Below are 20,725 nucleotides of genomic sequence, written 5' to 3' on the forward strand. Positions count from 1 at the left end.
CCCACCCCGCGCTGCGACGCCGAATCGCGGGTCAGTGGCGCGCGGTGTCACAAGGGTGCGCGATCCGGTCATCGCAGTGCGCCGATCGCGACGTGACGGTGCGCCGCAGTGGGAAATATTCCCCAATTCCCAACTCGCCCGCGCCTGCCGCGCGACCGCTTTGTGCGCATCTACGACGGACTTACACCACGGTCGCCGACGGGTCCTGCCGGTGTTCGCTGGAGATCGTCAGCGTGAAGGTCGTGCCTTCGCCGACGTGCGAATCGACGATGACTTTCCCGCCGTGCTCTTCGATGATCTTCTTCGTCACCGCCAGCCCCAACCCCGTCCCGCGCAGGCCCTTGGTCGAATAGAACGGCTCGAACAGGTGCGACAGATCCTCCGCCTCGATGCCCGAACCGTTATCCGAAATGCTGATGACCACCTCTTCGCTCTTGCGGCGGTAGTCGCAGCGGAGCGTGATCGCGCCCGTCTCGGCTTCGACCGCATCGAGCGCATTGGTCATCAGGTTCATCACCGCCTGATGCAGCCCGCCCGGGTCGGCGGGAATCGCCGGCATGTCCGGGTCGAACTCCGTGATGAGCGCGACGTTGCGCCGATCGCACTGCGGCTGCATGAGCTGGACGATCTCGTTGAGCAATCCCGGAAAGTGCACCATCTCGAACTCGGGCTTGCGCTGCTTGCTGAACGCGAGCATGTTCATGGTGAGCTGGTAAATGCGGTCGAGATTGCGGGCGAGGATGTCCCAGCCGTTGGTGACGAGCTTGAGGTCCTTCTTGCGCAGACCCAGCTCGACGACTTCGGCCCCGCCGCGCATCGCCTGCAGAATGTTGCGGATCGAATGCGACAAGCTCGCCACCGTTTCCCCCACCGCCGCGAGGCGCGCCTGCTGCAAGCCCTTCTTGTAGAGGTCGGCGTTTTCGAGGGCGAGGCCCGTCTGCGAGCCGATCGCGGTGAGCAGGCGAAGCTGATCTTCGGTGAAGGTGTAGTTGGCGATTTTCGAGTCGATGTAGATGACGCCGAACACGCGATCGCGGAACTTGACGGGCACGCAGATCGCCGAGCGGATGCCGAAGGCCTTGACCGAATCGCCCGCGGCGAAGCGCCGGTCGGTCATGGCGTTGCTCGACAGCACGCCCTCCGACTTTTCGAGCACATGACGCACGATGGTGCGGCTCACGGAAATCTTGCCCTCCACCTTGTTCATCGGCGGCGTCCGGTACCGCACGACGACCGGCTCGGGCTTGGCCTCGGGATGGGGCCGCAGCAGAATGAATCCGCGGTCCGGCTCGAAGTGCTCGAACACCAGGTCCATCACGCGCTCCAGCAATTCCTGCCGGTCGAACACGGAGCCGACCACCTGCGTCAATTCGTAGATGACCTTCAGGTGGAGCACGGCCGCTTCGGTCGGCTCGGGGGACGCCATGATGACCGAGTCATCGTTGGCGGCGACGGTGGCTTCGACGGACGTGTCGATGCGGTCGCCGGCCACGACGCGGACCGGCTTGGTCGTGCCTGCGCTGTTGGCCCGGCCGAAGACCCAGAGCGTCGCGCCCGTGCGAATCTGATCGCCCTGCCGCAGAAGCGTCGGCTGGGCGATGCGCTTGCCGTTGACATACGTGCCGTTGTTGGAATGCAGATCGTGAATGAACCACTTGCCATCGTTGGGGGTCAATTCAGCGTGGCGGCGCGAGATGGTCGTGTCGGTCAGGGGCAGCGATTCGCTGGACCGCCCGATCTGCTGCGGCTCGGTGTCGGGCAACTCGAATCGGCGTCCCTTGTCGGGGCCCTGGATGATGTTCAGGATCAGCACGGCTGGCCTCACGAAAAATCGGGGAGCTTCACATCCGCCCCCGGTTTAGAGCATCTGTTAAAAGCCCCCCTCCCTTGAAGGGAGGGGCTGGGGGAGGGATTCCCGCCATGCGCGTGATCGTAAGTCATCGAAGCGTCGCTCGCAAAGCGAATCCCCCTCCCAACCTCCCCCTTCGAGGGGGAGGGGTTGGAACATGCGTGGTTTGGATATCTTCGTCGCGTTTGACACCCCATCGGCACCGGCATAAATTGATGGACTGTCCCGATGGTGGCTGTAGCTCAGCTGGTTAGAGCATCGCGTTGTGGTCGCGAGGGTCGGGGGTTCGAATCCCCTCAGCCACCCTTTTTCCGCAGATTCCCCGCATCTTTCGAGCAGGACCCGTTTTGGACGGGTCCTTTTCGTTTGGGACGGGGGTGGAATTGGTTTCTAGTTTCTAGTTTCTAGTTTCTGGTTTTGGGTTTTGGGTTTCGGGGTTTTCCTTCAGGTTGTACGATGGGGCGGAGGCAATAACCTGCTCACTGGAGGCGATCTGTCTTGAAGATGGATATCGATGCCCGCCCATGCCGGATGGTTTTTTGTTTCGTCATGCTGTTTGTTGCGATTGCCGCGGCGGTCGGGCGGGCGGGGCCGCCGAATGTGGTGGTGATTCTGGCGGACGATCAGGGCTGGGGGGATTTGAGCGTCAACGGCAATACGAATCTTTCGACGCCGAATATCGACGCGCTGGCGGCGGCGGGGACGATCATGGACCGCTTCTACGTCTGCGCGGTCTGCTCGCCGACGCGGGCGGAGTTTCTGACGGGGCGGTATCACGTGCGCATGGGCGTGCATTCGACTTCGACCGGCGGCGAGCGCATGAACCCCGACGAGAAGACCATCGCCGACACGTTCAAGGCGGCGGGCTACGCGACCGGCGCGTTCGGCAAATGGCACAACGGTTCGCAATGGCCCTACCATCCCAACGCGCGCGGGTTCGACGAGTATTACGGGTTCACCTCCGGGCACTGGGGCAGCTACTTCGACCCGATGCTCGAACACAACGGCGTCATCACGCAGGGCAAGGGCTTCATCATCGACGACCTGGCCGATCACGCCATGGCGTTCATCGAGGCCCACAAGGATCAGCCGTTCTTCTGCTACATTCCGTTCAACACGCCGCATTTTCCGCCGCAGGTTCCGGATCGTTTTTACGACAAGTTCCGCGAAGCGCCGATCAAGATGCGCTCGGACCTCAATGGGGCGGGGAAGGCGACGGAGCCGCTTGAGGAAACGCGGGCCGTGCTGGCGATGGTGGAGAATGTCGATTGGAACGTGGGGCGCATCGTCGCCAAGCTCGACGAACTGAAGCTGGCGGACAACACGATCGTGATCTATTTTTCCGACAACGGGCCCAACAGTTGGCGGTGGAACGACGGGATGAAGGGGCGCAAGGGATCGGTGGACGAAGGGGGCGTGCGGTCGCCGTTCATGATCCGCTGGCCCGGTCACATCGCGGCCGGCGCGCATCGCCCGCAGATCGCGGCGGCGATCGACCTTTTGCCGACGCTGGCGGACCTGGCGGGGATTCCGATCGTCAGCACCAAGCCGCTCGACGGCAAGTCGATCAAGCCGCTGCTCGTGGGCGAGGCGCCCGCCGACTGGCCGGACCGGGCGATCTTCTCGCACTGGAACAACAAGGTCAGCGTCCGCACGCAGCAGTACCGCTTCGATCAGAACGAGCGGCTTTTCGACATGAGCGCCGACCCCGGCCAGCATGCGCCGATCAAGGACATGACCCCCGCTCAGCGCGGTCTGGCGAAGCAGCTTGGCAAGGACGTCGTCGATTTCCGAGAGGCGTTCTCCCCCCTGCTCGCTCACGACGATCGCCCGTTCACCGTCGGGTTCGGCGGATTGGATTTCCCCGTGACGCTCCTGCCGGCGCGCGACGGCGAGCCGCACGGGTGCGTCGAGCGCAGCAACCACTACCCCAACTGCACGTTCTTCACCCACTGGACCGACCTGACCGGCTCGATCACATGGGACGCCCAGGTCGGCGAGGCGGGCAAATACGAAGTGGTGATCTATTACGCCTGCCCCGCCGCGGATGTCGGATCGACGATCGAGCTTTCCTTCGAGGGCGTCAAACTGACCGGCAAGGTCAGCGCGGCGCACGACCCGCCGCTGTATGGATGGGAACACGATCGCTTCAAGCGCGGCGAGGGATACGTCAAGGACTTCAAGCCGATGACGCTCGGGACGATCGAATTGCCCAAAGCCCGCGATCAACTCACGCTGCGGGCGACGCAGATGCCGGGTAAACAAGTGATGGAGGTTCGGCTGCTTCAGCTCACGCGCGTCAAATGATCAGGGCTGCGCCGACGCGCTCAGGTCCACGCAGATCGCTTTCCCATCCGCATCGCGCACGTACACATGCTCACCGAGCAGCACCGGCGCGTTCCATGTGCGCTTGCCCAGCCCGTCGAGCCGGCCGCGCTCGCGATAGCCGTCGGGGTTCGCGTCGGCGAGAACGAGCGAGCCGTCGTTGGTGAGGATGAGCAGTTGGCGGCCGACGAGGATGAGCGAACCTTTCATGTCGGGCTGCGACCAGATGGTCCTGCCGGTCGCCCACTCGACGCAGCGCAGCGCCCCCGGCACGTTCCTGCGATGCACCGGCCCGTCGAAACCGTAAAGATGCCCTTCGAACAGTACTGGCGCGGCGATGTGATTTTGAAACGCCTTGTTGCGCCAGAGCGGTTCGTGCCCGGCGAGGTTCGGATCGAACTGCGCCGCCCCCATGTCCCACCACGACGACACGTACAACTTCCCGTCCGCGAAGGTCGGGTCCGCCGAGTTCTCGCCCATCTTCGTGGGCCAGTCGACTTTCCACATGACCATCCCGTCGGACTGGCGCACGACGAAAAGGGTTCGCGTGCCGAGTATGGCCAGCGCCTTTTCGCCGCGGCAGGTCATCTCGACCGGCGCGCCGTAGCCGCTCTCGTCGGCGGGCGAATTCCACACGACCGCGCCGGTGTCCTTGTTGAGCGCGATGCCGTGCTGATTGGCGTTGAGGTAGATCACGTCGTCGAGGATCAGCGGCGTGGAGGCGAATCCCCAGCGCGGCATCGTGGCGCCGACGCCCTTGAGCAGATCGACGCGCCACCGGACCGATCCGTCGGCGGCGCTCCAGCAGGTGACCAGTCCCTGTTTGCTGAGCGTGTAGAGCCACGGGCCGTCGAGGGTCGGCGAGGCGTTGGGCCCGCCGGGGTTGTAGAGCGGGACGAGGTCCTGCGGATAGCGTTGCGACCACACGACCGCCCCGCTCGCGGCGTCCAGGCAATCGATGACATCCTCGCCGTCGACGTTGCCGACGGTATAGACGCGCGTCGGCGTGGCGGCGAAACCGGCGTAGCCGATGCCGATGTTCGCTTCCCAAAGCACGCGCGGCCCGCCGTCGGGCCAATGGATCGCGCCTTGGTAATGACCATTATGATGCTGCCCGCGCCATTGCGTCGTCGGCTGCGCCAAACACAGCGGCGCCCCCGCCGTCAGAACCGCCACGATCGTGATGATCGCTCGCATGGGCGTAGCCCTCTCTGTCGCGCCGGAGGATCAGATCGCTTGGACGCTGATGCGTGCTTCGAGGCGGTGGGAGGCGCCGGGGTCAAGTTTGATCGACTCGTCGCCCGCCGCCGCCGTCTCGACGCAGATCATGTGCGGATATTCGTCATCGCCGAAGTCGCTCATCTTTTTCGATTTCTCGATCCACGGGTTCCACACGACGGTCGTCTTGGAGCCGGACTTTGCGATGCGGATGCGCCGGCGGAAACCGGGGTCTTCGATGACGCATTCGGATTCGGTGTTGAGATAGACGCGATCGGTTTCATTGCTGATCGTGACGGGGCCGTGCTGGGTCTTGCGTTTCATGCCGTCGACTTTGTCGAGGTATTCGACGCCGTCGAGACCGTGAACCTTGACCTTGGTCACATCGGAGACGGCGAAGTAGGTATGCAGCGCGCCGGTGGATTCGAAGGGTTTGACGCAGGTGTTGAAGACGGTCAGGGCGACGGTCAGGGTCGGGCCGATGGTGGCGGTCAATTCGGCGAGGAACTTGTGGGGCCAGAGCTGCTGGCTCATCTCGTCGGACTGCGCTTCGTAGGTCACGCGGACGGAGCCGTCGGCGAGGTTGATCGAATCGACGAGCCGCCAGGGCATGGTGCGGAGGAACCCGTGCGCGGGCTTTTCGGGATTGACGGGATGGGGTCCGAACCAGGGCCAACAGATGGGGATCCCGCCGCGGATGGGCGCGCCGAGTTCGAAGCGGCTCTTGGCGCTCATCCAGAGGACGGGCTTGCGGCCGGCGGGTTGCCAATGCGTCAGGTGCGCGCCTTGGGGATAGATCGTGGCGCTGGCGAGATCGGTTGCAATCGTCTGATGGTCAAGATCGTTGGGCTGGCTCATGCGATGAGCATACCCCGCCGGCCCATCGTCGAAAAGGGGACGCACGCGATCGAGCGCGATATAATCGTTTCCCCGCTGTCACCGTTAAAAACCAAAGGTTGAATCCGCATGTCTTACCGGAAACTCACACGAGCCGTTGTCGCTGTCTGCATTTTCGCAATCGCCGCCGCGCTGACGTGGGCGGCGCCGTTCGCCGATCGGGCGGCGTTCGTGGCGAGCAATCCCAAGTCCGAGCGCGTGCCGGTCGAAGCGTTCGCGTTCAACGAACACGCGAAGGGGTTGAAGATCGAAGTGTGGGCCACATCGCCGCAGCTTTTCACGCCGGTGACGATGGACATCGATCCGAAGGGTCGGGCGTGGGTCGTCGAAGGCGTCGATTACGGTCGCGGCCGCACGCTCGGCGACGGGACCAGCATTGTCGTCATCAGCGACACCGACGGCGACGGGAAGGCGGACGAGTCGCATGTGTTCGTCGCCGAGCCGAACGTGCGGACAGCGCCGCTGGGCATCGGGGTGTTTGACAATGTGATCGTGCTGTCGGCGACGCCGGACATCATTGTGTACACGGATGTGGACCGCGACGGGAAGTTCGATCCGAAGATCGACAAGCGCGAGGTGTTTCTGACGGGCTTTCAAGGCGGCGGGCATGATCACACGTTGCACGCCGTCGTCGGCTCGCCCAGCGGGCAGTGGTACTTCAGCTACGGCAACAAAGGCGCGAACATCAAGACCGTCGACGGCCGGCACTTCGTTTCCAACTGCTACTACGGCAACCCCGCCCAGTGCGGCATCGACAGCTCCGACGGGCACCGCTACATCGGCGGGGCGGCGATGCGCATCAACCCCGACGGCACCGGCCTGAACGTCGTCGGTCACAATTTCCGGAACACGCACGACATGGTCGTCAACAGCTTCGGCGACGTGTACCAGAACGACAACGATGACCCGTCGCACTGCCGGGCGACCTGGCTCATGGAGTACGGCAACCTCGGGTACTCGGATCTGATCGACGGCACGAAATCATGGGAGGAAATCGCCAAAAGCTGGGAGGAGCAGCGGCCGACCGACAATGATCCGCCCGGCTACGTGGCGGTGCACGGCAAGGGCGTCATCCGCTCCAGCGCCTCGCACTGGCGCGAGAATTACCCGGGCACGATACCGCCCGGCGACGTCTACGGGGCCGGCTCGCCCACGGGCGTGACGTTCATCGAAGGCGACGAGCTGGGCGCCGAATTTCGCGGGACGTATCTGGCCTGCGACATGGTGCACAAGGCCCTGCTCGGCTACAAGCCGGCGCTCAAGGACGCGGAGATTCAGATGGTGCGCCTCGGCGAATGGCTCGGACTCAATGAGCAGTCCAAGGGCCAGTTCTTCCTGCCCACCGACATCGTTGTCGGCACCGACGGCGCGCTGTACCTGGCGGACTTCTACAACGACACGAGCCGCCATGTCGACCAGGTCTCCGGCACCATCTACCGAATCACACGCACCGACGGCAAGCCGATGACGCGCCCGACGTATGACTTTGACACGACCGCCGGGCTCTTTGCCGCGCTGGCGAGCCCGAACTCCGGCGTGCGCTTCGTCGCGGTTTCGAAGCTCATGGCCAAGGGCGCCCAAGTCGAGAAGGACGCCGAAGCGTTTTTCACCAGCCACGCCGACAATCCGTACATCGCCGCGCGGGCCGTCTGGCTGCTGGCCAAAGCCGGCGACGCGGGGCGCACGTTCGTCGAGAATCTCCTGAAAAACGGCGATGAATCGCAGCGCATCGTGGCGTATCGCGCCCTGCGCTTCGCCCTGCCGGATCGCCTGCTCGCCTACGCCGCGCAGGTCGCCGGCGACAAGTCGGCGAGCGTGCGGCGTGAAGTGGCGTTGTCGATGCGCGATGTGCCCTTCGCGCAGTGCAAGGACATCCTCGCCACGCTGATCGCCAACTACGAGCCGCACAATCGCTGGTATCTCGAAGCGCTGGGCACGGCCGCGTCGCTCAAGGAGACGCAGGTCTACGACGAACTGGTCAAGCCGCTCGCGCAGTCGATGGACTACGCCAAGTGGGACGACAAGCTCAAGAACCTGGCGTGGCGGCTGCACACGCCGGCGGCGGTCGATGACCTGGACAAGGTGATCCGCGCCCAGCTTCCGGACATCACCGAGTTCCGCCATCTGATCATGGCCTACGCGCTCTACACCGATGAGCCCGACCGGGCGCATCGCGAGAAGATCGTGCTCGCCTTCGCCGACATTCCGCAGTTCAAGGGCGACGACTACCAGACGACGGTCAGCGAGGTGTATCAGAAGGACATCCGCCTGATTCCGCCGGTGCGTCTGACGCAGGATTATCTGATGCCGCGCGAGCTTGGACCGGAGACGAAGGTCTCGACCCCTGAGGAAATCGCGAAGTTGCCGGGCGACGCGGCGCACGGCAAGGCGCGTGCGACGCTGTGCCTGATGTGTCACCGCATCGACGGCGTCGGCCCGATGTTCGCGCCGGACCTGTCGACATGGGGCACGCAGCGCACCATCGCCGAGATCGCCAAGGACATCGTCGCCCCGTCCGACAAACTGGCGCACGGCTTCGAGGATCCTGTTCGCATCACCGGGCACGGCAAGACCGCCGAGGGCTTTCTCGTCAACTACTCGTATCACGCCGGCAGTTGCAAGATCAAGGTCATGGGCGGCGACTATCTGAAGCTGCTTTTCCGCGGGGAGGGTCTGCGGATCGAACACCTCAAGGAATCATGGATGCCCACGGCGTCGAAGATGGGACTGACGGATCAGGACGTGCGCGACATCGCCGAGTACCTGCACACCAAGTAGGGCGCCAGTCGGTCAGGCGAGCATTCGGCGCACCGTTTCGATGCGGGCATCCTCTTCCGCCGGCGCGACTTCGACCGGGACTTTGAGGCCGCGCTGCACGGCGGGTCGCGTCGAGATGCGGTCGAGCCATGCGGCCAGATGATCGAGCCCGCTGATCGACAGACCCGCTTTGGCGAAGCCGGCCACCCATGTGAAGGTGGCAATGTCGGCAATGGAGTATTCGTCCGCGAGGTAGTCGCGGCCGGTCAGTTGCGTGTCGAGCACTTCATAGAGCCGGCGGGTTTCATTGCGATAGCGATTGATCGCGTAGGCGATTTTCTCCGGCGCGTAGTTCTGGAAGACGTGAAGCTGGCCCTGCATCGGTCCGATGCCCGCCATCTGAAACATGAGCCACTGAATCACGCGGCTGCGGTCGTTGGCGGTGCGTCCGATGAGGCGCCCGGCTTTCTCCGCCAGATACATGAGAATCGCGCCGGACTCGAAGACGGGAAAGTCGCCGTTGTCACGGTCAATGATCGCGGGTATGCGTCCGTTGGGATTGATCTTCAGGTACCACGGCTCCTTCTGCTGACGCTTGGCGAAATCGATGGGGATCACGTGATACGGCAACTCAAGTTCTTCGAGCGCGATGGAGATTTTCCGGCCGTTGGGCGTGGCGGCGGTGTAGAGATCGATCATGGAACACTTCCTTGGGCGAAAGGGATCAGAGGATGGCCTGGATGACGCCGCCGTCGACGCGGAGGGCGGCGCCGTTGGTGGCGCTGGCGAGGGGCGAAGCGGTGTAGGCGACGAGATTGGCGACTTCATCGACGTTGATGAAACGGCCGAGCAGCGACGTGGGCCGGGCGGTCTGGAAGAATCGCTTTTCCATCTCGGCGGGCGTGATGTTCTGCTGATCGGCCATCTGCTTGACGAAGGTGCCGACGCCTTCGGAGTCGGTCGGGCCGACGAGGATGGAGTTGACGGTGACGCCGGTGCGGCGAGTCGTATTCGCGACGCCGCGGGCGATGGCGACCTGCGCGGTCTTGGTCATGCCGTAGTGGACCATCTCTTCGGGAATCTGCACGGCGGATTCGCTGGCGATGAAGATGATGCGGCCCCAATCGCGGTCCTTCATGCCGGCAAGGTAGTGCCGCGTGAGCCGCACGCCGCTCATGACGTTGACCTCAAAAAGCCGCATCCAGTCTTCGTCGGGGATGTCGGTGAAGGGCTTGGGTTCGAAGATGCCGACGTTGTTGACGAGGATGTCGACGTTCGGCACGGCTTTGATCAGCGCTTCGCAACCCGCGGCGGCGCCGAGGTCGGCGACGATGCCGCGCACGTTCGCGTCCTTCACAGCGGCGCGCAAAGTCGTCAGCGCCTCGTCGACGCGCTTTTGCGTGCGGCCATTGATGACGACGGCCGCGCCTTCGGCGGCGAGGCGGCGGGCGATGGCGAAGCCGATGCCGGCGGTGGAGCCGGTGACGAGGGCGGTTTTGTTCTTGAGCTGAAGGTCCATGATCGCGGCACTCCTGATGAAATAAAAAAAGGCGGCCCGGATGGGGCCGCCTTCTTGGGTGCGGATCAGGTGCGGTCGGTTACGCGGATTCCTTCTTGCGAATCTGCTGGACCTGCGAGAGGGCTTTCTTGCCGTTGATGACGTCGGCGTCGATGACGAACTTGACGCCGTCGGCTTCCATGTCGGGCAGGTCGTAGTTGAGATCGAGCATGATCTCTTCGAGGATGGCGCGGAGGGCGCGGGCGCCGGTGTCGCGCTGCATGGCTTTGTGCGCCACGGCCTTGAGCGCGTCCTCGGTGAACTCGAGCTCGGCGCCTTCCATCGAGAAGAAGTACTGGTACTGCTTGACCAGCGCGTTCTTGGGCTCGGTGAGGATGCGGACGAGGTCGGCTTCGTTGAGCGGTGAAAGCGGGACGAGCACGGGCAGACGACCGACGAGTTCGGGGATGAGCCCGAATTCGAGCACGTCATCGGGGATGACATGCTTGAGGGCGTCGTGGCGGTGGTCCACTTCGGCGAGGTCGGCGTCGGACTGCTCGGCGGCGAAGCCGATGCGTCGGGAGCCGAGGCGTTTCTTGATGATGTCTTCGATCCCGACGAACGCGCCGCCGCAGATGAAGAGGATGTTGGAGGTGTCCATCTGAATGTACTGCTGCTCGGGGTGCTTGCGTCCGCCTTGCGGGGGGACGTTGGCGACGGTGCCTTCGAGCATTTTCAGAAGGGCCTGCTGGACGCCTTCACCGGAGACGTCGCGCGTGATGGAGACGTTGGAGCTGGTGCGGCCGATCTTGTCGATTTCGTCGATGAAGATGATGCCGCGCTGCGCCGCTTCCAGATCATAGTCGGCGGCTTGCAGAAGCTTGAGCAGCAGGTTCTCGACGTCTTCGCCGACGTAGCCGGCTTCGGTCAACGTCGTCGCGTCACCGATGGCGAAGGGGACGTTGAGCATGCGCGCCATGGTGCGGGCGAGGAGCGTCTTGCCGGAGCCGGTCGGGCCCAGCAGCATGACGTTGGACTTTTCAAGTTCGACGCCCTTGGTGTCCTGATCCTCGACGCTCAGGCGCTTGTAGTGATTGTGCACCGCGACGGCGAGGGCCTTTTTGGCCAGGTCCTGCCCGATGATGTACTGATCCATGAACTGTCGGATCTGGCGCGGGGTCGGGATGGAGTTGAACATCGGGCGGCTGGTGTGCACGCGGCGACGTTCCTGCTTGAAGATGTTCTGGCACAGGTCGGTGCAGTTGGCGCAGATGTAGACATCGTTGGGGCCTTCGACCATGGGGCCGACTTCGCGGCTGTTCTTGCCGCAGAAGCTGCACGTGGTGACTTTGCGGCCGCGGAATCCCCCGCCGCCACCGCCGGTTCCGCCGCCGGAGCCGGAGTCGCCGCCTTTGTTACCACCGCGTGACTGATTGGCCATATTCCATCCTGAACTGCTGTTAGGCGCTTCGAGATTCCCTGACTCATCGTTGTGCACGTCGATCGTCTCCCGCGCGTGGGGTCTCCACGCTCCTTAAATCGACCGGCGTTCACCTTCGCTTAATGTCTATTCTACCCCAATTTGTCGGTTGAATCTCCTGTCCGGCTGTCGCGCGAATCATTATCGGGCGGTGATTGAAGCAGATTCGGACCCAGTTCCACATCTTCTTCGGCCGCAGTGACCTGCGTTCGCAGACGGGTTCCGCCGGCCTGTCCGACGACCTTGCCCAGGGCGCGTTCGAGTTCGGCATCGGTGAGCTTTCCCTCGGCGTGCATGCGGCGCAGCGCGCTGGGCGAGAACGCCATGCCCAGATCGCCCTGGCTCATCTCACGCGCGCGGCGGCGGGCGAAGGCGGCGGCGATCCAGAAGACGACGAGCAGCCCCAGCAGCACGGCGCAGGGGATCAACACGCCGCGGAACGCGGTCGCTGGATCCTTGGCGGCGAGCGTCAGAAGCTGTGGCGCGACTGGCATGCGTGCGCCCCTGTCCGGAGTGGATTACTCGTCGGACTTCTTCTTGGTCGACTTCTTCCTGGGGGCCTTGGCCTCGGCGTCATCAGCCGCGGGCGAGGCGTCCTCGGCCTTTTCGGCCTTGGCCTTCTTCGGGGCGGACTTCTTCTTCCTGGGTTTGGCGGCGGGAGCTTCGAGGCCCTCCATCTTGCGCCATTCCTCTTCGCTGATCTCCTGGACCTTGGCGTCGGCGATGATCTTCTCGATGGCCTTCTCTTCGCGCATCTGCACGTAGAGCTGCTGAAGCTGACCGTTGCGGGCCATCTCGTCACGCAGCGACTGCGGGCGGCGGCCCTGCTGCATGGCGATCTGCACCACGCGGCCGTTCACTTCGTTGTCCGTCACTTCCACTTCGAGCTTCTGCGCCACGGCGTCGAGAATGAACAGCGACTTAAGCTCCTTCTGGGCCGTCTCCTGCGAGGCGGCGCGCAGCTCGGCGAGCTTCTCCTCGATGTCCTGCGGCTTGGCGCCGCGCATCATCATCTCGTACTGGCGGCGGTGGAGGATCTGCTCGGCCTGGCGGTTGGACAGACCTTCGGGCAGTTCGAGCGTGACCTTCTCGAGCAGGGTCTTGACGACCTGGGCCGCCATCGCCTGACGCTGCGTCTGATCGGCTTTGCCGGAAAGCTGCTGCTTGATCTGCTCGCGGAGTTCGGTTTCGGACTCCATGCCGACCATCGTGACCAGTTCGTCGACCGGCAGCGGTTCGAGCCGCTCGACCTTGCGGACGGTCAATTCGATGTTGAGCTTCTTGCCGCGGAGGGCTTCGACTTCGTGGCTCGCCGGGCCGTCGGCTTCGAGCTTCACGATGTCGCCCTTCTTCTTGCCGGCCAGTTCCTTGCCAAGATCGCGAATGAGGATGCCGCTGACGACGCCCTTGAACTCGCGATCTTCGCCGGTCACGAGCATCGGCACGTCGTCGGCTTCATGGAGCGAAGCGCCGTCGGCGGCGTCGGTGATCTTCACCTGCGCGCTGACGTAGTCGCCGGCTTCGACCTCGTCGACGCCCGCGGGCTGACCGTACATCTCGCAGTACCGCTCGACTTCCGAGTCGATCTGCTCGTCGGTGACTTCGATGGCGGGCTTCTTGACTTCGATGCCCTTGAGGTCGGGCAGTTCGACGTCCGGCGCGACTTCGATTTCGACTTCGAAGCTCAGCGGGCCCGAGTCGGGCAGTTTCAGGTCGTCATAGTTCTTGATGTCCGGTTCGCCCAGGACGCGCAGTTCATGGGTCTGCACGGCATGCGTGTAGCTTTCGCCGACGAGCTGCGAGCAGACTTCCTTGCGGACGTCTCCGCCGAAGCGCTTCTGCAAAAGCTTCATCGGGGCGAATCCGCGGCGGAAACCCGGGAGCTGCGCCTCGGACTGGAGGGAGTCGAAATTCTCCGCCAGCTTGGCGGCGATCGCCTCGGCGGAAATCTCGATGGCGATCTTCTTCTTCGCCGGGCCGACATCCGTGAGGGTCACCGTCGGTTGAAAAGTCTGTTCCTGATCCTGAACCTGCTGGGCCATTGCGTCTGTTCCTTGACCGCCTCTAGGGCGGGGGTTTCGGGTGGTTTTTGAGGATCGTCAAGTGTACCATGAGGACACGTCCAGGCAAGCGGACCGCCGTTTTTTTGCGTTGAGGCCCGCTGGCGAGGCAATGGGAGCCGCCCGTGATTCAGATCGTTCTCCGAGGTCTTTTCGTTCTGATGACCGCCACCGTCGCCGGGCTTTATTCCCTCCGCGCGTTCCCCGATTCGGCGAGCAAGATGCTCATGACCATCGGCGCCGCCATGCTCATGTCCGGCATCGTCGTCGTCGCCGACGTCTTCACGCCGCGCAAAAAACTCTCCGCATTCTCCGGCGTCTTCCTGGGACTCATCGTCGGCATGATCGCCGCCTTCGCCTTCAGCTTCATCATCGATTACGTCAGCACGCTCTTCCCCACGCGCGTCGACATGGTCCTCATCGAAGGCATCAAAGTCTTCGTCGGCGTCATCTGCGTCTTTACGGCGATTTCGCTCGTGCTCCAAACCAAAGACGACTTCCGCTTCGTCATCCCCTACGTCGAATTCGCCAAACAGATCCGCGGCACGCGCCCGATGCTGCTCGACACCAGCGCCATCATCGACGGCCGCATCCTCGACATCGCCTCGACGCAGATTCTGCAGGGCCTGCTCGTCGTCCCCCGCTTCGTGCTCAACGAAATGCAGACCATCGCCGACTCGGCCGACAAGCTCAAACGCGCCCGCGGGCGGCGCGGGCTCGACATCGTGGCCAAGCTCCAGAGCAATCCGACCATCGAAGTGAGCATCGAAGACACCGATGCCGAGGGCGCCACCGTCGATCAGAAACTCGTGAGTCTCGCGCAGGACCTGCACGCCCGCATCATCACCACCGACTTCAACCTGACGAAAGTCGCGGAACTGCGTGGCGTGGAGGTCATCAATATCAACAGTCTCGCCGAGGCCCTTCGGCCGGTCGTGCTGCCGGGCGAACTGCTGAGCGTGAAGATCGTCAAGCCCGGCGAAAGCCCCGGGCAGGGCGTGGGCTATCTCGAAGACGGGACGATGGTCGTCGTCGAACAGGCCCGCTCGCAGATCGGGCGCGATGTGGCGCTGACCGTGACCAGCGCGCTGCAGACCGCCGCGGGTCGCATGATCTTCGGCCGACTCTCAAGCAACGACAACGGCGCCACGCCCATCGAAGCGCAGGCCTGACCCCCGCCGCTTGCGGCTTCGCACTCCCCGTCTTCAATCAACAATCCGCCGACAACTTGCCGATAACCAGCGATGGACGTACGCTGACGTTCATCAACGACGCGCCCACTGGAGCCACGCTCATGCATACTTTCCGCTTCGTACTCGCCGCCGTGCTGGCCCTGTCGATCATGGCCCTGGCCATCGCCGCCGACGCCCCGGCCGACAAGGCCCCCGCCGACGCCGGTAAAAAGTCCCCCGACGCCGCCAAGGATACCGCGCAGCCAGCGCCCGAGAAGGTGCTCGATGATCTATTGACCAAGCCGGCCGTGAACCCGATCATCGAGCCGACGCGCCCCGACGCCGCCAAGCCCGCACAGACGACCGCCACCGACCCCGCCACGATCGGCACCGCGCCCGACGCCGGCAAGCAGACCCAGCTCCGCCGCGAAGGTCAGTTCCTGATCACGCGCCGATGCCGCATGGTCCGCGCCATCAGCGGCGCGTCGCCGTGGATGCTGACTTTCGACGCTGACAGTTCCGGCATGGCCGACCCGCCCATGTACATCCTCCCCTGTCAGATGCTCGAAGACATGGAGCAGGTCGTCGCTCAGCAGGGTGAGTCCGTCGTCTTCGTCGTGTCCGGCCAGATCTTCGTCTACCACGGCGCCAACTACCTGCTGCCCACGCTCATGAAGCTTTCCCCGTCCCACGGCAATCTTCAGCCATGATTGACCAGCCCCCCCGATCCGGCTACGCTTCGCTTCTCAGCCCGGATCAACACCTTCGGAGAGGTGGCCGAGAGGCTGAAGGCAACGGTTTGCTAAACCGTCATAGGGATTAAGGTCCCTATCGCGGGTTCGAATCCCGCCCTCTCCGCTTTTTTAGACATGCTCAACGCTAAGCGACTGCAATGCAGTTGCTTAGCGTTTTGCTTGGGTTCACGTGCCATGTTGAAGCGACTATGCGATCAATTCGTCGATCACTTGGCCATGCACATCGGTGAGGCGGCGGTCGATGCCGTTGTGGCGGAAGGTGAGTTTTTCGTGGTCGATGCCGAGGAGTCGGAGGATGGTGGCGTGGATGTCGTAGCAATAAGTGGGGTTGTCGGGGTCGACGGGTTTGTAGCCCCATTCGTCGGATTCGCCGACGGTGACGCCGCCTTGGATGCCGCCGCCGGCGAGCCAGTTGGTGAAGACGAAGGGGTTGTGATCGCGGCCTTGGCTGCCCTGTGAGCAGGGCATGCGGCCGAATTCGGTGGTCCAGAGAATGAGGGTGTCTTCGAGCATGCCGCGCTGCTTCAGATCCTTGATGAGCGCGGCGGCGCCGGTGGCCATGCCCAACCCGAGCGGCCAGTGATCGCGTTTGATGTCTTCGTGGCTGTCCCAGTTGCGGCGGGGGAATCCGTTGTCGGCCCCGCTCCATATCTGCACGAAGCGCGTGCCGCGCTCCAGCAGGCGACGGGCGACAAGGCAATGGCGACCGAAAATACGCGTCTCTTCGCCGGGGTTCATCGGGCCGTCCCATTCAACGTTCGGACGATCGAGGCCGTACATGTCCTTGATGTACTGCGGTTCGTCGGACAGATCGAGCACTTGCGGCGCGGTGAGCTGCATGCGGGCCGCCATCTCGTAGCTGCGGATGCGGGCATCGAGGCGGCTGTCGCCGGCGCGGGTCGCTTCGTGCATGCGGTTGATCGATTCGAGCGCCTCTCGCGTCGCGCGTTCCGAGTCATTGTTGATGAATCCGGCGCTTTGAGGCGGGAACAGGTCGGCGATGGGCGTGGCGAAAGTCGGGCGAATCATGGTGCCCTGATGCTCGGCGGGCAGGAAGCCGGCGCCCCAGTTTTTGGGCCCATTGGGCGCGAAGCCGCGCGGGTCGGGAAGCACGACGAACGTCGGCAGATTGTCATTGAGCGAGCCGAGCCCGTAGCTGACCCATGCGCCGGCACTGGGGAATCCGGGGAGGATGAAGCCGGTCGCCTGCATGAACGTGGCGGGCCCGTGGACGTTGGACTTGCTGACCATGTTGTGAACGAACGCCAGGTCGTCCACGCACTCGCCGAGCGGCGCGACGGCGTCGCCGAGCATCTTGCCGCAACGGCCGTACCGGCGGAACTTCCACGGCGGCGCTTTCGTCGCGCCCGGCGATGACTGGAACAACTCGACCTTCTCGCCCGGGTCCCACTTCTTGCCGTCATCGGCGTAGAGCTTGGGCTTGTGATCGAAAAGATCAACGGCGCTGGCGGCGCCGGACATGTAGAGCTGGACGACGCGCTTGGCCTTGGGAATGTAATTCAGTCCGCCGTGCGCCTGCATGACGCCCGCGCCGAGGCGGTGCTCGGCGGCGAGCAGGCGATCGCGCCCGAGCATCGCCGCCAATGCGATGCCGCCCAGACCCCCGCCGTAGTTGAAAAGGAACTGCCGTCGGGAAGTGTGATGCATCGGAATATGCGTGCGTGCGTGAGGATTCATGTGATCAGTCCACAAAGATGAATTCGTTGGAGTTGAGAATCAGACGGCACACGTTCGCCATCCCGTATTGCTGCGCCAGCGGCGCCAGCGCGCTTAGTTCCTGCGGCGTCACGCTGCGGCCCAGCGCCAGCCGGTACGCCGCATTGATCCGCCCCGACACGTCCGGCGCCATCGCCTCCACGCGCTTGGCGAAGTGCTCGCTCATCGTGATCATGAACGGGTTGTTCATCAGCGAAAGCGCCTGAAGCGGCGTGAGCGTCTCGGTGCGCTTGTCGACGATCTGCGACGGATCGGCACAGTCGAGCGTCGCCATCAGCGGGTCCGGCACGCTGCGCACGATCATGCGGTAAATCGAACGCCGATGCGTCGCCGGATCGTTCGGGTCGTATTCCTGATACTTGTAGTGCGGCGAGTGGTCGTCCTTGAAACCGAACACGCGGAAGCCGGGTCCGCCCATCTTCAAGTCCAGCTCGCCCGCCGCCGCCAGCGTCGCGTCCCAGATCGGCTCGGCTTCGAGCTTGAGCCGATTGAATCGCCAAAGGTACTGATTCGATCCGTCGATCTTCGCTTTCGCCGGGTCGTCCGTCGAGACCTGCCGATACGTCGCGCTGGTGCAGATCAGCCGATGCATCGCCTTGATCGACTGGCCCGAGTCGCGGAACTGCGTGGCGAGCCAGTCGAGCAGCTCCGGATGCGTCGGCAGCGCGCCCATGTGACCGAAGTCGTTGGGCGTATCGACGATGCCGTGGCCGAAGTGGTGCTGCCAGAGGCGATTGACGATCGATCGCCAGGTCAGCGGATTATTCCTGTCGACGATCCACTGCGCCAGCGCCGCCCGTGCGTCGCCTTCATCCGCGTCATCGGACGCATCGAAATGACCGTCGAGCCCGCATGATTTGCTGATGCTCGTCACGGCGTGCGGCTTCATCGGCCCCATGTCCAAGTCCGGCGTCTTCTCGCTGCCGCGAATCAGCCGGTACACCACCCGCGGCTTGCCGCCGGTCGGCCGAAAGTTGCCCGACGCACCGAATTCCGTCGCCGCCGCGAACACATACGCCCGACTCTGCGGCAGCGCCGCCAATTCCTTGTCGATCCGCTCGATCCGCGGCGCGTCCTCTCGAATCTTCGCGAGCACCTTCGGATCCAGCGCCGCGTCGATCATCTGCGACCGCTGCGCCTTGAGCGCGGCCAACTGATCCGCCAGCTCCGGCGAACGCATGCCGTAGAAATATCCGTCCACCAGATTCGTCCGCCGCCAGCGCGGCGGGGCCTCGATCGAGTCCAGCGACGTGACCGTCGCATGCTCCGAAACCAGCGCGCCCGTCGGGTCATACACGCTCATCTCGCCCAGCGCGAGAATGTAGTCCTTGGTCCGCTCCGCCAGCTTCATCGCCGTGAATCGGACGTAACGCGCCGTCGAGCCCCGACCATCGAACACCTGCGGCCCAATGCCCGGATTCGGCACATCCCTATCGCCGTGGTCGACCAGCGTGGTCACGCCTTTTGCGAACGTCGCATCATCGCTCGCTTCGATGCGGTACCGCACCGGGAAGCCGAACCCGTCGCCGATGCCCGCATAGCTGTCATGTGCCCCGACGACCTGCACGCGTCCGATCGCCGTCGGTCGCCCCAGATCGATCTGCACCCACTTGACGACATCCTGCCGCGGCTCGATCTGGCTGTGATATCCGAACTCGGGCCGGTCCGCCGGCGCGATTCGCTTTTCGATGTCGGCGATCCTGACATTCAGCGCGTCCAGATCGCTCTTGAGGCGTGCCCTCGCTTCGTTCTCGAAGCGGTCGCGATAGCCGACCATCTCCGCGCGATGCGATTCCAGCTCCCGGCGCCGCGCGGTGACTTTCGGGTCCAAGTCATAGGGCCGATCCGCACGATCCACCGCCGCGACGACCGCCTGCAAGCTGTAATAGTCCTCCTGCGAAATCGGATCGAACTTGTGATTGTGGCAGCGGGCGCACTGCACGGTCAGCGATGTGAAAGTATTCATGATCGTCGTGACCATGTCATCGCGATCGATGTTGCGCACCTGCTTCTTCTCCATCGTGCCTTCGCCGACTTCGACCTGCCCGACCCAATCGAACGGCCCGGCGGCGATGAAGCCCAGGCCGATGATGCCATCAGGGTCGCCGGGGTAAAGCACGTCGCCCGCAAGCTGCTCCTTCACGAATTGCCCATAGGGCTTGTCATCATTGAGCGAACGGATGACATAGTCGCGATACGGCCAGGCATTGGGCCGTACCTTGTCCTTGTCATAGCCCTGCGTGTCGCCGTAGTGAACGACATCGAGCCAGTGCCGCGCCCATCGTTCGCCGTAGCGCGGCGAGGCGAGCAGCGCATCGACCAACTTCTCGTACGCCTGCGGGTCCGAGTCATGGATGAACTTCTCGACGGCGTCCGGTTCCGGCGGCAGGCCGATCAGGTCGAAGTACAAACGCCGAATCAGCGTGCGCCGATCCGCCTCCGCCGAGTGCGACAAGCCGTGCTCGCGCAGCTTCGCCGCCACGAATGCATCGATCGGATTGCGCACCCACGCCTTGTCGCGCGCGTCCACCGTCGGCATCGCAGGCGTCGCCATCGGCTTGAACGACCACCAATCCGCATCCGCCGCATATTTGTCCTCGAGCGCGACCTGTGCCGGATACGGCGCGCCCGCCGCGATCCACGTACGCAGCGATTCCACCTGCTCGGCGCTGAGCGCGCCGCCTTTTTTGGGCATCTTCGGCTCGTCGCCGCTGATCATCTCGATGAGCTTCGACTTCGCCGGGTCGCCGGAGGCGATGATCGGGCCGTGAACCGAACCCGCAGCCAGACCCTTCGCCGTATCGAGCGCGAGCCCCCCCTTGTGCGCATTGGCGTTGTGACAGGTGACGCAGCGCGTCTCGAAGATACGCCGCGCCGCTTCGAAGGTGCTTTCGACGCCCGCGGCGCGCAGCGCGGTCGCGCTGATGACGATCCAAAACCCGATTCCCAGGCGTGTGTAAAACAAATGAATCATGGA

At 63.9% G+C, this 20,725-nt stretch carries 14 protein-coding genes and 2 tRNA genes; 6 read left to right on the top strand and 10 right to left on the bottom strand.

The window, feature by feature from the left end; genetic code table 11:
- Nucleotides 1-181 precede the first annotated feature (181 nt).
- Nucleotides 182-1,825: an FHA domain-containing protein gene (locus GC162_16085; protein ID MBI1370160.1), complete on the bottom strand. Its 1,644-nt coding sequence runs from the start codon at nucleotides 1,823-1,825 to the stop codon at nucleotides 182-184.
- A 255-nt stretch (nucleotides 1,826-2,080) separates the two neighbouring features.
- Here GC162_16085 and GC162_16090 point away from each other — a divergent pair.
- Together GC162_16090 and GC162_16095 are read left to right on the top strand one after the other, a co-directional pair.
- A tRNA-His gene (locus GC162_16090) sits at nucleotides 2,081-2,154 on the top strand.
- A 226-nt stretch (nucleotides 2,155-2,380) separates the two neighbouring features.
- Nucleotides 2,381-4,156 carry a sulfatase-like hydrolase/transferase gene (locus GC162_16095; protein ID MBI1370161.1) on the top strand — a complete coding sequence of 592 codons (1,776 nt, stop codon included), beginning with the start codon at nucleotides 2,381-2,383 and terminating at the stop codon, nucleotides 4,154-4,156.
- On the opposite strand, the gene GC162_16100 is transcribed toward GC162_16095, so the two are convergent.
- Nucleotides 4,157-5,371, bottom strand: a complete 1,215-nt coding sequence (locus GC162_16100; protein MBI1370162.1) for a PQQ-binding-like beta-propeller repeat protein — start codon at nucleotides 5,369-5,371, stop codon at nucleotides 4,157-4,159.
- Nucleotides 5,372-5,401: 30 nt separating this feature from the next.
- Entirely contained in the window at nucleotides 5,402-6,250 is an 849-nt protein-coding gene (locus GC162_16105; protein ID MBI1370163.1) for a D-hexose-6-phosphate mutarotase, read from the bottom strand.
- A gap of 108 nt (nucleotides 6,251-6,358) precedes the next feature.
- Here GC162_16105 and GC162_16110 point away from each other — a divergent pair, with 108 nt between their 5' ends.
- Complete coding sequence (locus tag GC162_16110; protein MBI1370164.1) at nucleotides 6,359-9,067, top strand: c-type cytochrome; 2,709 nt, start codon at nucleotides 6,359-6,361, stop codon at nucleotides 9,065-9,067.
- Between the two features lie 12 nt (nucleotides 9,068-9,079).
- Here GC162_16110 and GC162_16115 read toward each other — a convergent pair whose 3' ends face one another.
- The 5 genes from GC162_16115 to tig form a co-directional block, all read right to left on the bottom strand.
- Nucleotides 9,080-9,745: a glutathione S-transferase gene (locus tag GC162_16115; protein MBI1370165.1), complete on the bottom strand. Its 666-nt coding sequence runs from the start codon at nucleotides 9,743-9,745 to the stop codon at nucleotides 9,080-9,082.
- A 25-nt stretch (nucleotides 9,746-9,770) separates the two neighbouring features.
- Nucleotides 9,771-10,565 carry an SDR family NAD(P)-dependent oxidoreductase gene (locus tag GC162_16120; GenBank protein MBI1370166.1) on the bottom strand — a complete coding sequence of 265 codons (795 nt, stop codon included), beginning with the start codon at nucleotides 10,563-10,565 and terminating at the stop codon, nucleotides 9,771-9,773.
- Nucleotides 10,566-10,644: 79 nt separating this feature from the next.
- Complete coding sequence (gene clpX / locus GC162_16125; protein ID MBI1370167.1) at nucleotides 10,645-11,985, bottom strand: ATP-dependent Clp protease ATP-binding subunit ClpX; 1,341 nt, start codon at nucleotides 11,983-11,985, stop codon at nucleotides 10,645-10,647.
- A gap of 131 nt (nucleotides 11,986-12,116) precedes the next feature.
- Nucleotides 12,117-12,518: a hypothetical protein gene (locus GC162_16130; protein ID MBI1370168.1), complete on the bottom strand. Its 402-nt coding sequence runs from the start codon at nucleotides 12,516-12,518 to the stop codon at nucleotides 12,117-12,119.
- Nucleotides 12,519-12,542: 24 nt separating this feature from the next.
- Nucleotides 12,543-14,066 (bottom strand): trigger factor, encoded by a 1,524-nt coding sequence (tig, locus tag GC162_16135; protein ID MBI1370169.1) that lies wholly within the window; start codon nucleotides 14,064-14,066, stop codon nucleotides 12,543-12,545.
- A 143-nt stretch (nucleotides 14,067-14,209) separates the two neighbouring features.
- Here tig and GC162_16140 point away from each other — a divergent pair, with 143 nt between their 5' ends.
- The 3 genes from GC162_16140 to GC162_16150 all read left to right on the top strand — a co-directional run bounded on the left by GC162_16140 (nucleotide 14,210) and on the right by GC162_16150 (nucleotide 16,114).
- The gene (locus GC162_16140; protein MBI1370170.1) at nucleotides 14,210-15,256 is read left to right on the top strand and encodes a TRAM domain-containing protein; all 1,047 of its coding nucleotides are present in this window, start codon (nucleotides 14,210-14,212) and stop codon (nucleotides 15,254-15,256) included.
- A 122-nt stretch (nucleotides 15,257-15,378) separates the two neighbouring features.
- On the top strand, nucleotides 15,379-15,966 hold the full coding sequence (locus GC162_16145; GenBank protein MBI1370171.1) for a hypothetical protein: 588 nt from the start codon (nucleotides 15,379-15,381) through the stop codon (nucleotides 15,964-15,966).
- A 57-nt stretch (nucleotides 15,967-16,023) separates the two neighbouring features.
- A tRNA-Ser gene (locus GC162_16150) sits at nucleotides 16,024-16,114 on the top strand.
- 83 nt (nucleotides 16,115-16,197) lie between these two features.
- Here GC162_16150 and GC162_16155 read toward each other — a convergent pair.
- On the bottom strand, nucleotides 16,198-17,679 hold the full coding sequence (locus GC162_16155) for a DUF1501 domain-containing protein (GenBank protein ID MBI1370172.1): 1,482 nt from the start codon (nucleotides 17,677-17,679) through the stop codon (nucleotides 16,198-16,200).
- Between the two features lie 34 nt (nucleotides 17,680-17,713).
- Nucleotides 17,714-20,722, bottom strand: a complete 3,009-nt coding sequence (locus tag GC162_16160) for a DUF1553 domain-containing protein (GenBank protein ID MBI1370173.1) — start codon at nucleotides 20,720-20,722, stop codon at nucleotides 17,714-17,716.
- Nucleotides 20,723-20,725: the final 3 nt, after the last annotated feature.

The organism is Planctomycetota bacterium, assembly GCA_016125255.1.
Lineage (GTDB): Bacteria > Planctomycetota > Phycisphaerae > Phycisphaerales > Zrk34 > RI-421.